Here is a 14,086-nt window from a genome sequence, read left to right on the forward strand (position 1 = left end):
CGTTTTCTTTTTGTTGTTTAAAACATTTCAATGACCTATACTCCAGACTCCTTAAACTTTTGGTAATATTGAAAAATAATAGAGTTGAAATGTAAGGTTAGCCTTTGCTTATTTTAACAATACAAAAAAAACGATGGTTAATACCTTAACCATCGCTTTTTACTTTTTGGGCAAGACCATAACAAAGCGCCTCCCCGTAGAACTTTCTTCAAATCTATAGCTAAGTTCCTCATGCTCTAAAAGGTATTTGACCACAAAAAGGCCTAATCCTCCTTCTTTCTTAGACTGAGCTTTAGTTGAAATATTTTCTTTAGATACACTCGTATTTTCAATGACAAAATCAGTTCCTTCATTTTCTAAACCTATTCGAATCACTCCACCCTTATCAGAATGCTTGACTGCATTACTGATGATATTTGAGAGAACCAATTTCAAAATAGGTAAATTCATGAAAATACTAGTTGCCGGAAGATAATTGTCAATTGATAGGGAGCGATTCTCAACCAACACTTGATTTTGAGTGAGTATCCGATTTACCACATCATCTAACTGAATCCACTCCTTATCACCACCTAATTCTTGAACAGAAGATAAAGACAGGATCTCTAGGACAATCTGGTTCATCTCATCGACGATGTCAAGAGAAACTAATAGGTAGCGGTCCCGATCCTTGTAGCGACCAATTTTATCTCGCATATTTTCTAGGATAATCTTCAAGCTGGCCAGAGGCGTCTTGAGCTCATGCGAAGCTCCCCGTAGGAATTCGACCTTCATCTGCTCCAACTTCAGATTTTCCTGTTTCTGCTGCTCTAGATTGTCGATCACCTCTAAAAGATGGTGATAGAGATCGTTAATCTGTTGCTTGAGGACGCCGATCTCATCCTGCGAATGGATGGGAAGACTGGCTGTCCGATCCAGCCGCTTCATCCGCTTGGTCATCTGCTTGATTTCAAGGATCGGAGCGGAAATCAAGCGGGCATAGAGATAGGAGGCAATTAGCGATAGAACAAAGGAAGCAAGGAGACTATAGGGAAGAAAGCCCAGACTGATGTCCCGCGCTTCCTTTTGCGAATCGACGGTCGCTAAGAATTGCAAGGTTAAGTCTTTCCCTTCCTTGGTCTGAATCTTTCGCTCTTCAATAACCACCGAATTATTTTGGCTTTCAGGGTTCACGAGCAGGTCATCCTTTACCTCTATGGCATTTTGTTTTTGCTTTCCTTTGATAGACACCTTGATATCATTGGTCTTGGAATAAAGGTCGATGACCGACTCAATGGTCCCTTCTTCCTGACCCTGGAAACTCTTGGCCAGTGCTTGCGATTTCTTCAAAATCGTCTGGCGCTGGGACTCGATATAGCTCGATGGAAAAATAAAGTAAACCGAAGCATGGAGAAGGATAACTAAGCTACTAAAAAGGGCAAAGGTGATCAGAAAGATTTTTGCAAAGATACTCCGTTTGGTCATGGTCTCTCCAATTTATAGCCGACATTGCGTACCGTAACAATACAGTCTAGCTCCAGTTTTTTTCGTAGTTCCTTGATATAGACATCGATCACCCGGTCAAAAGGAATCTCTTCCGTCTCCTTCCAGACGGCATCGAGGATCTGAGAGCGGGTCCGGGCCTTGCCCTCATGCTGGAGCAAGTATTCCAAGATTTCCAACTCCTTGGCATTCATGGAAATAGCTTGCCCAGCTAGGCTGGCTGTATAACTCTCAAAATCCACCCGTGCCTCTCCATAGGTGAAGACCCGTGAAGGTTGAAGCTTTTTAAAAATAGCTTCGATACGGACCTTCAAGAGGGACAAGGAGAAGGGTTTTTCCAGGTAGCCATCTGCCAACTCTCCAAAGGCTGTCAACTTATAGTCCTCGTCATGGAAGGCCGTTAGCATGAGGACAGGGACTGAGCTGGTCTTGCGGATGGTCTTGAGGACTTCCAAGCCATTGAAGATAGGAAGCTGGATGTCCAGCAAGACTAGATCCGGAGCTTCTCTGTGAAAGATATCCAGGGCCTCCTGCCCATCGCCTGCTTCAAAGACCTCATAACCACATTCCATGAGATAGTCGCTCATCCCTTCTCGAATCAGGACTTCATCTTCTACGATTAGTATCTTCATACATTATCCTTTTCATCTATATATAATATATAATCGCTTTCTTTCATTATACCGTTTTTTATAGGTGCAGCAAACTTATCATTCAACATCAACTAAGAGGTCTTTGGGTTTCTTGTGAAGAAGCCAGCGAGAAGAAATTAAGGATACCAAGCTTAAGATAAAGCCACCGACTAGAATAACTACTAAAAGTTGCTTAGGTTGGACTGTCATATGAATCTGAGTCAGAGTCTTACTGAAGCTCTCTGCCTCAGCCCCTCCACCGAGATTTGCAGCTAGAGATTCTTTTGTCATTTGCTTATTGATACCTTCCGTAACATTGGAAAGGACTGTTTTACCAACTTTTTCGGCAAAGAAACTCGCTAAACCATATGATAAAAGAAAGGCTGGTAAGGCAATCATCAGTAATTCCATTAAAAATTGACCAGCAACCTGTGTCTTTTTAAGTCCCAAGGCCAAAAAGATACCAACTTCTCTACGACGAGCATTTAACCATAAAATCAACAGAAGGGTTAGCAATAAACTTGTAAAAATGAGACTTCCAATAAACATACGATTTGCCACACGATACATCCCAAGAATAGATTCCTGTAAAGCAGGGTAGTTTGATGAACTCTTAACAAGATCGTAGAGGGTCCAGTTAATGTCCAACTTTTGAATCTTTGCTATCAAGGAATCAATATTTTGATCACCTTTAGCAAAGAAAGTGGCATCCTCATAAGTGGCAGTTTCTACGGTATTACCATAGAGTTTTGCTACTGTATCTAAATCAGTGATGAGGGTGTTTTCATACAACTCCTGAGCATAGGTAACGGCTGCTTTATTTTGACCAGAAAATAAACCTTTGATAGTCACTTCTACTGTTTCATCAGCCCTTTTTTCGTTATCAGCGTCATAGAGATTAGATTTAAGCTTTACTTTATCTCCTACATTAAGACCATTCTTTTTAGCTAAATCTTCGTGCATCAAGATTTGATTATGATCCTTATCGGTTAGATGTTCTCCTTCAACTAGTTTATAAGCACCTGAAACAAATTTGTCTTCTTTTGATGAGTCATTGACTCCTGTCAACATCAAGGTAGACTTAAAATTTTTAGCACGTTCTGGCGACTGATTTTGTAGCGTTTGCTCTGTTTCGATAATCTCATAATCTAGTAAATCACCAATACCATTTATCCGTTTTATAGTCGAAACAATCCCTTTAGTCTCACTAATCTTTTTAATATCTTCTCCCTTAAGATTTCCAGCCCCTCGAGGAGTTCCAGGATTCGTGTTACGATTAATCTGCATTGAAAAACTATTGGTAATTGACCCTAGACTCTTGGATGCAGCTTCTTGGGTTGCACTTCGCATAGCAAGTCCTAACAAACTAAGAGTACTCATCAAAAGAATAATAATTAACAGTAATAGTGACTTTGACCATTTTCGTGTAATATATGCAAAAGCGTTTCGAAACATAAGAGTCCTTTCTTTATTTTTTCTTTTCTATGAGTTGTTTCTTCTTCAACTCTAAAACCACATCAGATGCCTGAGCAACTTCCTTACTGTGCGTGACAACTATAACACATTTTTGGCGATCTAAGGCCATTCTTTTAAGGATAGCAATAATATCCTTGGCAGTTTCGTCGTCTAGATTTCCTGTCGGTTCATCTGCTAAGATAATCGGAGCCTCTGAAACCAAAGCCCGTGCAATAGCTACGCGTTGTTGTTGCCCACCTGAAAGTTGCAGGACATTTCGATTAATTTGCTTTTCATCTAATCCCAATTCAGAAAGTATCTTCTCATCGACATTTTTATTTACAAGTCGTACATTTTCTAAAGGTGTAAGATAATCAATAAGATTGTAATTTTGAAAAACAAGCGCAACATGGTGTCTACGGTGATAACTGTAGCCTTTTTTCTTGATATTTTCTCCGTTAAACAAGACCTGCCCCTTCTTGGGATAATCAAGACCTGCCAAAAGGGAAAGTAAGGTCGATTTTCCCGCTCCAGATTGCCCAATAATACTATAAAATTTACCTTTCTCGAAACGATAATTCACCTTCGAGAAGATAGCTTCACTTTTATTTTGATAACTATACGTAACATCTTTGAGTTCTAACATAGTGTTCCTTTCTCCTTAACTCATATTAGATAAGATTTCTTTTGGAGTTTTGCGCCAAATGAGACCTGTTGTCACACCGAGCGATAATATTACCAAGACTAGAAGACATAGATAAGATAGCCCTAAAGGTAGTCCCTGAGGAATTTGATCCAATAACTGAAGAGCCTGCTGCTGTCCTTGCTGTCCTATAAATTCTTGCAAAAACAGTCGACTTAGTAGTCGTCCAATAGCAAGGGCTGGTAGCAAAGACATAAGGGACACCAACAATATCTCCATAAGAAATTGAGCAAAAATGCGTCCCTTGCTCTTCCCAATTGCTAAAAGAATACCTATCTCATGATTTCTCTCACGCGTCCATAGTGCCATTAAAAACGAGAGGATACCTGCTCCAGTAACAATTAAACTAATCATCATCGTTCTGACTATTTCTTGTAGCGCTTGAGACAATTCCTTCAAGGAGTCAAAAGACTTTCGGTCCTCGTCCAAACGTAGACGATACCAATCGATATCTAATTGTTCCACTTGTTTAATGACTTGGTCGATTCTATCTGGATTCTTAATACCAAAGGATAATTTTGTCACTAACTTATCAGTCAAATTAAGCAGCTGGCTAGAGTCCTCATAATGGAGGAAGACTTGATTTTCACTTAAATCTGAGGACATTCCAGTAAATGTCTCCTCCTTCTTGCCAGAAAAAATACCAACGATATCAAAGCTCATTTTCTTAGCTCTATTTTCAGTCACCTGAAAATTGGACAAGGTCAGCTTGTCTCCGACGCTTAGCTTATTTTTTCTAGCAAGCGATTCATGAATCATAATTTGACCTTTAGCAGATAAGTGCTTTCCCTTAAGGAGTTGAAAAGCACCACTCCTAAAATCAACACTTTGTCTTGTTCTCTTAGTGAAAGTGGCTCCCAAGGCTTGATTAGCCTCATTATCAAGGTCATCACGTTTCACCGTTTGTTTTCCTGTAACGACCTTCTTATCGATTAGTCGTACTGGGCTTATATATTCAGGTATCGTTGTCATCACATCAGATAGATGACTAATCTTTTCCCCCTCTTTCCAGGAAAATGCACTGCCTCTTTCTTTACTTACCAGAGCAAAACTTGCCCCACTTGACTTCCTGATTTGTGCTTTCATTCCTCCACCAACTTGCATAAGAGAGAAACAAAAATACAAGCAAGATAATATCAAAAATAAAATGAGAAAAAGGATAAAATTCCGCGTTTTTTTGCGGAAAATATAAGCAACTGCCTGTTGTAAGAGAACCATCTTCCACCTCCATTAAGACATTGGCCCTCAGCTACACCAAAGATAAATAAGGACTCTTCATTTTTCTTATCCTAATTATAGACGACAAATGTGAAACCTTTATGAAATTCAATATTCTAAAGTGATTGTTATCTAAAAATCTAACTGCTGAGATGAGAACTCCAATTAAATAATAACTCTAAAGGACTATCATAAAAAATTCGTTTCATAATTGACTTCACCTCTTTTTCTCCCATAAATCGTCTTTCGCCAATAGCATTTACCCTCGGCATTTGATATAATTTTTCTCAGAGGTATTTTTATTTATGAAGAAACAAGCTTTTAGTTCTGAACAGTATTTGAATCTGCAACGCGACCATATTTTGGAGCGCATTAACCAGTTTGACGGCAAGCTCTACTTGGAGTTTGGTGGTAAGATGTTAGAAGATTTCCACGCTGCCCGCGTCCTTCCTGGTTATGAACCTGACAATAAAATTAAGCTCCTTCAAGAGCTCAAAGATCAGGTCGAAGTGGTTATTGCCATCAATGCCAGCAATATCGAGCACTCTAAGGCTCGTGGTGACCTTGGCATTTCCTACGACCAAGAGGTTCTTCGTCTGATTGATAAATTCAACGAGCTCAATATCTATGTGGGTTCTGTTGTTATTACGCAGTATTCTGGTCAACCTGCAGCCGATGCTTTCCGTAACCAATTGGAAAAAAACGGCATCACATCTTACATCCACTACCCAATCAAGGGCTATCCGACGGATATGAACCATATCATTTCTCCTGAGGGTATGGGGAAAAATGACTATATCAAGACTAGCCGTAACCTTATCGTCGTTACTGCTCCTGGTCCTGGTTCTGGTAAATTGGCGACATGTATGTCTAACATGTACCACGACCAAATCAATGGCATCAAATCAGGTTATGCAAAATTTGAAACCTTCCCAGTTTGGAATTTGCCACTTCATCATCCAGTCAACTTGGCCTATGAAGCTGCCACTGCCGACCTTGATGATGTCAATATGATTGACCCCTTCCACTTGGAAACATATGAAAAAACGACTGTAAACTACAACCGTGATATCGAGATTTTCCCAGTCCTTAAACGTATGCTTGAACGTATTCTTGGTGAGTCTCCTTACGCTTCACCTACGGATATGGGTGTTAATATGGTTGGTTTTGCCATTACGGATGATGAGGCAGCCAAAGAAGCTTCTAAACAAGAAATCATCCGTCGCTACTATCAGACCGTTCTTGATTTCAAAAATGAACGTGTGCCTGAGTCTGCTATTAAGAAGATTGAATTGCTCATGAACGATCTTGGTATTACTCCTGAAGATCGCCAAGTGGTCGTTGCAGCACGCGCTAAGGCTGAAGAAACAGGTGGTTCTGCCCTTGCCCTCGAATTGCCAAATGGTCAAATCGTCACTGGTAAGAATTCAGAACTCTTTGGTCCAACTGCAGCTGCTTTGATTAATGCTATCAAGACTTCTGCAGGTATTGATAAGGATACTAAACTTATCGAGCCTGAAGTGGTTAAACCTATCCAAGGTCTGAAAATTGACCATCTGGGTAGCCGTAATCCTCGTCTCCACTCCAACGAAATCCTTATCGCCTTGGCCATTACAGCTGCCAACAATGCGGATGCGGCGCATGCCATGGAGGAACTTGGTAACCTCAAAGGTTCTGAAGCTCACTCAACAATCATCCTTACTGATGAAGATAAAAATGTTCTTCGTAAGCTCGGTATCAATGTCACATTCGATCCTTACTATCAATACGACAAATTGTACCGTAAGTGATAACTGACTATAAACATCAAAGACCTCAGTTTTAGTAACTGGGGTCTTTTCGAAATCACTTTAGCTGGAGAAAGAAAAAAGGGAAACTCTATCGAGTTCCCTTTTTGATAACCCACTTTTTCGTCTCGACCCGTTCCCAATGAAAAGGGAGTGGCCTAGCATTATTATGAAAAAGTGAGTTAAAGGTATCAAACAGAGGGCTAAGCCACTCCCGATTCTAATCAGCCTACGATTTCTAACTTGAGAAAAGGTAAGCTAAAAAGCAAAATTATGGTAGATAGGACAGCAACAAGTGGGAGATAACGACCTCCAACAAGATAAAGTAACAATGGCGCTATCGCTATAAAGCGATTTAAAAAATTGCTAGTAACACGGACAATTTGCCCGTCCTCCACCGTAATAGTGTTAGACTTGTAACCCAATTTTCCGACACTCAAACGAGCTTTTGAAGATGGTAGGGAAACGCTCACGTCTTCCACTCCAGAAACTGTCCCCACAAGACTACTGTCTATGCGAATAGGACTCTTTCTAGCTACCTTGCTCGCTTCTATTGTAATACTAGCCACTAGTCATCTCCTTTTCCTATCTTTCTACCTATAGTATACACTTTTTGAAACGCTTACACAAGTGAAATGACTGTTAAATCAGGATTTCTTGAAAATGTTTTATGTTTTCAAAAGTTCTTAAACCGCTTTGATTAACTTTAGAAATATTGGATTTTAAATAGTAAAAAGGGCTCAGTCCTATCTAATACAGAACTGAACCCTTTCCTATAAGAATTTGTCTATCCTGTTTGGATAAGTGCCAGAGGGGGATAATATTCCTATACGGGAATGGTGGCACTTTCCCTACAAAAGAGCAAATTTACTTAGGCTAATCCATGAACATAAGCATCTACAGCAACGATGGCTTGCGCAATATCAGAAGCTTTCACTTCAAATGGCATTTGATGAATAGTCTCTCCTTCGATTGTTGCTTGTTGACCAACCTTGAGAAGATCTTCGTAACTTGCATTTTCAAGATGCATTTCTTTAAGAGTGGTTGGCATGCCAATTTGTTGATAGAAACGAATGTATTTATCCAAAACTTCTTTTGGACGATTTTCTAGGAACAATTGTACAAGAGTTCCGTAGGCTACTTTTTCACCATGAGTCAAATGGTGAATATCGCCAGTGAGGGCTGTGAAACCATTATGGATGGCGTGAGCCGCAGCCAAGCCACCACTTTCAAATCCGATACCACTGAGAAGGGTATTGGCTTCAATGATGTTTTCAAGGGCAGGCGTTACAACTTTTGCTTCACAGGCGGCCATGGCTTGTAAACCATCTGCAAAAAGGATTTCTTCACAGCGTTCAGCAATGGCAACACCAGCAAGTGTCTGGTGTTTGCCTAGCATGGTTTTTCCATTTGCTTGCATAACTGCTCGAGCTTCTACCCAAGTTGCTAAGCCATCTGCGATACCAGAAGCGAGCAAGCGTTTTGGCGCTTGAGAGATAACCTTACTATCAACCAAAACCAATTCTGGGTTCTTAGAATAAAAGATGTAGCGTTCAAAGGCACCTTCGTCCGTATAGATAACAGACAAGGCTGAAACCGGAGCATCTGTAGATGCAATGGTAGGAGCAATCACTACTGGTGATTTAAGAAGATCTGCGATGGCTTTAGCACTATCAATAGTCTTACCACCACCTAAACCAATGACTAAATTACAGCCCTTTTCTTTGGCCAAACTTACCACACGATTAATTTCATTATCTGAAGCTTCACCATTAAAGAAGACTGGAACAACTGTAAGTCCATTTTGAACGAGGTATTCTTCGAAACGTTGACCCACAATGTCATAAACTACTGAATCACACAATAGTACAGGATGACTTCCTAGTTCCAAAATGGTTTTTGCATTTTCAAATAAGGCGTTTTCACCTTGAATGTAACGCGACGGACTTGCAAAATTTCTCATAGTCTTTCTCCTTTGACATAAATGTATTTATATAGAATCAATTAAACAACCTTAGTTCTATGGAATATAGAGCTAAACCCTCACTTTAATTGACAGCATATCTATTTGGAGCCAGTACATAACTCTCTTAGTCTAATGCTATAACTCCTACTCTTCTTCTGGGTAGGTCAAACCCCAGTCTTTACGGAGTTGTGTCATAAGTTCCATGACATCTCGGCTGTAATTGAGGTAGGTATAATCATTCTCTCCTGCAACGGCTGCTTCCATATCCAGAACCTCATACTGGAGGGCTTTAGCGGTTTCTCCTGCTTCGATGATTTCTTGTGAGCCATCTTCCGTATAGGTGATGACCGCTTTTTGCCCACGTGGGTATTCATAAAGTTCGATATAGCCCTTGTCATAAGCGATGGTGCCACGTTTTGGTTGTTTAGCATGAAGACTAAGCGTTACAGTGGCCATTTCCCCTTCTACATTGGTAAGGAGAATACCCGCTTGTTCATCAACACCAGTTGGAGCTAATTTAACCTGTGAAACCATCTCTGTCGGTTGCGACGTCATGAACCAACGTACAAAGGAGAGGGCATAGACACCGATATCAAGTAAAGCTCCACCAGCCAAGTTACGATTGAAAAAGCGGTTGGTCATGTCATATTCTTTATAAGAACCGAAGTTCATCTGGATAACCTTGAGAGGTCCCAGCTTACCACTTTCCACAATTTCAGAGAGTTTTCGATAAATAGGCATATGGAAAATGGTCATGGCTTCTGCCAGTTTGACATGATTTTCTTCGGCCAGTTGAATAGCTTCTGCCAATTCCTCACTGTTTAGAGTGATAGATTTTTCACAGAGGACGTGCTTGCCAGCTGCGAGGGCCTTGCGAAGGTAATTAATATGCGTATTATGAGGCGTTGAGATATAGATAATATCCACTTCAGGGTCTTCAAAGACTTGGTCAATCTCTTCATAAACCTTTTCAATGCCATATTTTTCAGCGAAGGCTACTCCCTTGTCGTAGGTACGATTGGCTACGGAATAGAGTTTCCCGCCAAGAGCTTCCAAGGCTTGTGCCAATTCGTTGGCAATAACGCCAGTTCCAAGACTAGCCCAGTTGTACTTAATTTGATTTGTCATAGTTTTCCTTTATTCTATTTTTGAATAGTCAATTCATTAATCTGAGATAAGATTTCAACTTCACTCGCTCCTGCCTGAAGCAAGGCTGCAGCCGCATAAGCCCCCTCAATGAGAGGTACCTGTTGAATAAGGATTTCCTTGTCTGAAAACTCCTCAAGCATTTCCAAGTTCATACGTGCACTGCCCAAGTCGTAAAAAGCCAGAAGGCGATTGGCTGGCTGACTGTCCACAGCCACTTGCACATGGTCAAAACTAGATCCCAGGCCGCCATCTTCCAGACCACCTGTAGCCGTCAAAGGGATATCTGGAGCGACTTCACGAATCAGACTCACCAAACCTTTAGCAATATCCGCAGAGTGGGATACAATCACAATTCCAAGTTCCGGCATATCCTAGCCCTCCGCTTCTAGCAAGGCTTTGAAGAGTAGACCAGACGAATAAGAACCTGGATCAATGTGACCAATTGAACGCTCACCTACATAAGAGGCACGCCCCTTGGTAGCCGCAACTTCCTTGGTTGAAAGAACTGCTTGATCAATGACATCATTGGTGAGTTGGCCTTGTTTGACAGCTTCAACAACTGGATGCCAAACATCCACCATGGTCTTTTCCCCGGCTTCTGCATGACCACGTTTTTTAATCATCTCGAGACCTGCCTCAAGCACTCCTGCCAAATCTTGACCAGCTTGTTCAGCCTTCATCATGCCCATAAATGCAGACCCATAAAGCGGACCTGAAGCACCACCAACCTTACTAATCAAGGCCATAGACACTGCCTTAAAAACTTCTGCCGTACTTTGTGGTTCAGTACTGTTAATAGCCTCAATGGCTGCCGCCATACCACGCGCCAAGTTAGCACCATGATCACCATCTCCAATAGGACCGTCTAATTCAGACAAGTAGTCTTTTTCTGCTTCAACCCTTTGATCAAAGCATTGCATCCATTTTACTGCAACTGTTTTATCCATAATATACCTAATTTCTAGTTTTCATGTCAGACTACCAAGCGATGGTCTTAACAGGACTCTCCAGAGCCTCAAGCCAAGCGTCATTTTCAATCTTCATGAGCGTCAATGAAAGACCTGCCATATCAATCGATGTCATGTAGTTACCTAATTTTTTATAGGCCACTTCTAGTCCAACTTCTCCAAGAATGCTTGCTACATCGTTAGCAAAGACATACTGCTCCATGAGAGGTGTCGCACCCATACCATTGATGAGAAGGGCATAGCGTTCACCTGCCTTAGCCTCAAAGGCTTCAAGGAGTTTCCCTGTCAATTCTTCAGCTAACTGGCGAGATGGCTGCATAGACTCCTTGCGATAGCCAGGCTCACCATGAATACCAATACCATATTCAATTTCATCCTCAGCTAGGACAAAACCGGGCTTACCAACCTCAGGAACCGTCGCACCGTTAAGGGCCAAACCAATGGTGTGGATATTAGGAACAATCTTGTCAGCCAAGTCCTTGATTTCAGCCAGAGACTTGCCTTCACGAGCCGCATGACCTAGGATTTTATGTACGAAAATAGTACCTGCAACCCCACGACGACCTTGTGTATAAAGGCTATTTTCCACAGCAATATCATCGTCTACAACAACACTAGCAACCTCGATGCCTTCCATTTCAGCCAATTCTTGAGCCATCTCAAAATTCATGATGTCGCCAGAATAATTTTTAACAACCATGAAGACACCAGCTCCTTGGTCCGCTTCCTTGATAGCTTCCAAAATCTGATCTGGCGTTGGTGACGTGAAGACAGCACCTGCAATGGCTGCAGAAAGCATACCATCACCTACAAAACCTGCGTGAGCTGGCTCGTGACCACTTCCACCACCAGAAATGAGACCAACCTGACCAGCAGCCTGCTCATTTCTTGCGATGATGTCAAACCCCTCAACACGATGTACCAAATCACTGTGAACATAAGCCAAGCCATCTAGCATCTCTGTCACTACATTTTCAGGTTTATTGATAATTTTTTTCATGGAATTGCCTCCTTTTCAAAGGTATCAACTATTTGCACTTACATTGGCTTCCTTCTGTGATTGTTAATTCCCTTTAAATAAAGGACTTCAAGGCTTTTTGAGAAAGACAGCGTAAAAATATGTAAACGCATACATTTAATAATTTAATTGTAGCATTTGCCTCTATCAATAGCAAGGCAAAAGTCAAGACCTCCATTTTCCTGACTTCTATCATTAAGTAGAAGAAAAATCTCATAGAAAGTCCTATTTTAGTCGCCAAAGCTATTGAAAAACCACCATTCAAACCTTATAATGGAATGACGAATTAAGCGATAAGGAGGTTCAAATGACCATCGATTTCCAAAGAGAGACAGAAACAGAAACTAAAAACGAAATGGATGCCGTCCTTCAGGCTGGCCGTGTCCTTATGGAGAGCGGTGCTGAGATTTACCGTATTGAAGACACCATGGGGCATATGGCCAAGTCTCTTGGTATCAGAGACTTTTCCACTTACGTGGTCAATCGAGGGGTTATGATCTCCGGACTCAACCGCTCAGGTCTTAAGGAGTCCCGTGTCCTAGCTACCTCAGCTCCTTCTATCCATCTGGGCAAACTCGAGGAAGTTAACCGCCTGTCTCGTGAACTGGCAGAGCAGCCCAATCAACCTGTCTCTAGCATTTTCCAAAAGCTGAAAACCATAGAACAGAAGACTTTCTATCGTCCTTTAGAGGACATTATAGCCTGTGTCATTGGTGCTGGGAGCTTCTCGCTAGCTCTGGGCAGTAGCTGGATTGATGGGACTGCTGCGGCTATATCAGGACTTTTTGTAGGGATTGGTATGCAGCTCTTTTCTCGTTTTATTCATACCAGTTTCTTGCAGATTATCCTCTCTAGTGCCATTGCTGCTTTATCAGCCAATGTTCTCTACTATCTAGGAATCGGCCAACATCGTAGTGTGATTATTCTGGGAACCTTGATGATTTTGATTCCTGGGGCCTACTTTGTTAATGCCATACGAGAATTCACCCAGAACAACTACTATAGTGGTCTGGCCCTGATGCTGTCTGGGGTCTCCACTTGTCTGTCTATCTCTGTCGGTGTTCTTGCCATGATTTCACTTCTTCCCTTTGCGGAACAATTATCAGGCATGTTCTCAACACCATCTACCTCATGGCAGGAGGTCTTGATTCAAACCTTCATGGCAGGACTGGGGACAGCAGCCTTCTCCGTGCTTTACCGAGTGCCCAAGAAATACTTCTTAGACCTCGGAACCCTAGGTGCAGGCTCATGGCTCCTCTACCTCTTGATTTGGAACAATACCCATCACGAGGTCCTTGCCATCCTCTTTCCTGCCCTTCTGGTCACTTTCACCTCACGCTTCTTGGCCCACTACCGTAGATGCCCAGCTACAGTCTTCCTAGCCTCAAGCATGTTCCCACTCATTCCAGGGATGAGCTTCTACCGTGCGGTCTACTTCCTCTTGATTGGAAATTCTCACCTAGGCCTAAGCTTCCTACGGGCTTGTTTCCTGGCTTCATTTACCATCGCCATCGCCGTCAGTTTGACACAACAAATCCCTAGCCGTTATTTTGTACTAGGGAAGAAGAAATAAATTGTTAAAAGCCATTGGTATTGTATGCCAGTGGCTTTTTTTCGTCTTCTAAACTCAGTGAATAGAATATTGAAAACATCAAAGATAATCCACTCAAAGCGACGTTCACTACTAACTTAATGCAAATACATCACT

The 14,086-nt window shown here is 41.7% G+C and carries 13 protein-coding genes; 2 read left to right on the forward strand and 11 right to left on the reverse strand.

Features of this window, described 5'->3' with window-relative positions; genetic code table 11:
• Positions 1–159: 159 nt before the first annotated feature.
• The 5 genes from HMPREF2571_RS04075 to HMPREF2571_RS04095 all read right to left on the reverse strand — a co-directional run bounded on the left by HMPREF2571_RS04075 (position 160) and on the right by HMPREF2571_RS04095 (position 5,490).
• A complete protein-coding gene (locus tag HMPREF2571_RS04075; RefSeq protein WP_070847226.1) occupies positions 160–1,464 on the reverse strand; it encodes a sensor histidine kinase in 1,305 nt (434 codons plus the stop codon).
• Entirely contained in the window at positions 1,461–2,114 is a 654-nt protein-coding gene (locus tag HMPREF2571_RS04080) for a response regulator transcription factor (protein ID WP_013990343.1), read from the reverse strand. Before HMPREF2571_RS04080 ends, HMPREF2571_RS04075 begins: the two co-directional genes overlap by 4 nt.
• 78 nt (positions 2,115–2,192) lie before the next feature.
• Complete coding sequence (locus HMPREF2571_RS04085; RefSeq protein ID WP_013990342.1) at positions 2,193–3,569, reverse strand: ABC transporter permease; 1,377 nt, start codon at positions 3,567–3,569, stop codon at positions 2,193–2,195.
• 13 nt (positions 3,570–3,582) lie between these two features.
• Positions 3,583–4,215, reverse strand: coding sequence for an ABC transporter ATP-binding protein (locus HMPREF2571_RS04090; RefSeq protein ID WP_013990341.1), 633 nt, complete (start codon positions 4,213–4,215; stop codon positions 3,583–3,585).
• Positions 4,216–4,230: 15 nt separating this feature from the next.
• Positions 4,231–5,490 carry an ABC transporter permease gene (locus HMPREF2571_RS04095; RefSeq protein ID WP_013990340.1) on the reverse strand — a complete coding sequence of 420 codons (1,260 nt, stop codon included), beginning with the start codon at positions 5,488–5,490 and terminating at the stop codon, positions 4,231–4,233.
• Between the two features lie 305 nt (positions 5,491–5,795).
• Between HMPREF2571_RS04095 and HMPREF2571_RS04100 the strand changes: the two genes are divergently transcribed.
• Entirely contained in the window at positions 5,796–7,280 is a 1,485-nt protein-coding gene (locus HMPREF2571_RS04100) for a DUF1846 domain-containing protein (RefSeq protein WP_070847227.1), read from the forward strand.
• Between the two features lie 221 nt (positions 7,281–7,501).
• On the opposite strand, the gene HMPREF2571_RS04105 is transcribed toward HMPREF2571_RS04100, so the two are convergent.
• The 6 genes from HMPREF2571_RS04105 to dhaK form a co-directional block, all read right to left on the reverse strand.
• Entirely contained in the window at positions 7,502–7,846 is a 345-nt protein-coding gene (locus tag HMPREF2571_RS04105; protein ID WP_070847229.1) for a hypothetical protein, read from the reverse strand.
• A 302-nt stretch (positions 7,847–8,148) separates the two neighbouring features.
• Complete coding sequence (locus tag HMPREF2571_RS04110; protein WP_004182244.1) at positions 8,149–9,240, reverse strand: glycerol dehydrogenase; 1,092 nt, start codon at positions 9,238–9,240, stop codon at positions 8,149–8,151.
• 147 nt (positions 9,241–9,387) lie between these two features.
• Positions 9,388–10,371, reverse strand: coding sequence for a Gfo/Idh/MocA family protein (locus HMPREF2571_RS04115; RefSeq protein WP_070847231.1), 984 nt, complete (start codon positions 10,369–10,371; stop codon positions 9,388–9,390).
• A 14-nt stretch (positions 10,372–10,385) separates the two neighbouring features.
• The gene (gene dhaM / locus HMPREF2571_RS04120; protein ID WP_021143900.1) at positions 10,386–10,760 is read right to left on the reverse strand and encodes a dihydroxyacetone kinase phosphoryl donor subunit DhaM; all 375 of its coding nucleotides are present in this window, start codon (positions 10,758–10,760) and stop codon (positions 10,386–10,388) included.
• 3 nt (positions 10,761–10,763) lie between these two features.
• On the reverse strand, positions 10,764–11,339 hold the full coding sequence (gene dhaL / locus HMPREF2571_RS04125; protein ID WP_070847233.1) for a dihydroxyacetone kinase subunit DhaL: 576 nt from the start codon (positions 11,337–11,339) through the stop codon (positions 10,764–10,766).
• 31 nt (positions 11,340–11,370) lie between these two features.
• On the reverse strand, positions 11,371–12,360 hold the full coding sequence (gene dhaK / locus HMPREF2571_RS04130; protein WP_070847235.1) for a dihydroxyacetone kinase subunit DhaK: 990 nt from the start codon (positions 12,358–12,360) through the stop codon (positions 11,371–11,373).
• Between the two features lie 325 nt (positions 12,361–12,685).
• Between dhaK and HMPREF2571_RS04135 the strand changes: the two genes are divergently transcribed.
• Positions 12,686–13,951, forward strand: coding sequence for a threonine/serine exporter family protein (locus tag HMPREF2571_RS04135; protein ID WP_070847237.1), 1,266 nt, complete (start codon positions 12,686–12,688; stop codon positions 13,949–13,951).
• Positions 13,952–14,086: the final 135 nt, after the last annotated feature.

The sequence above is a fragment of the Streptococcus sp. HMSC068F04 genome (genome assembly GCF_001837455.1).
GTDB classification, from domain to species: Bacteria; Bacillota; Bacilli; order Lactobacillales; family Streptococcaceae; genus Streptococcus; species Streptococcus salivarius_D.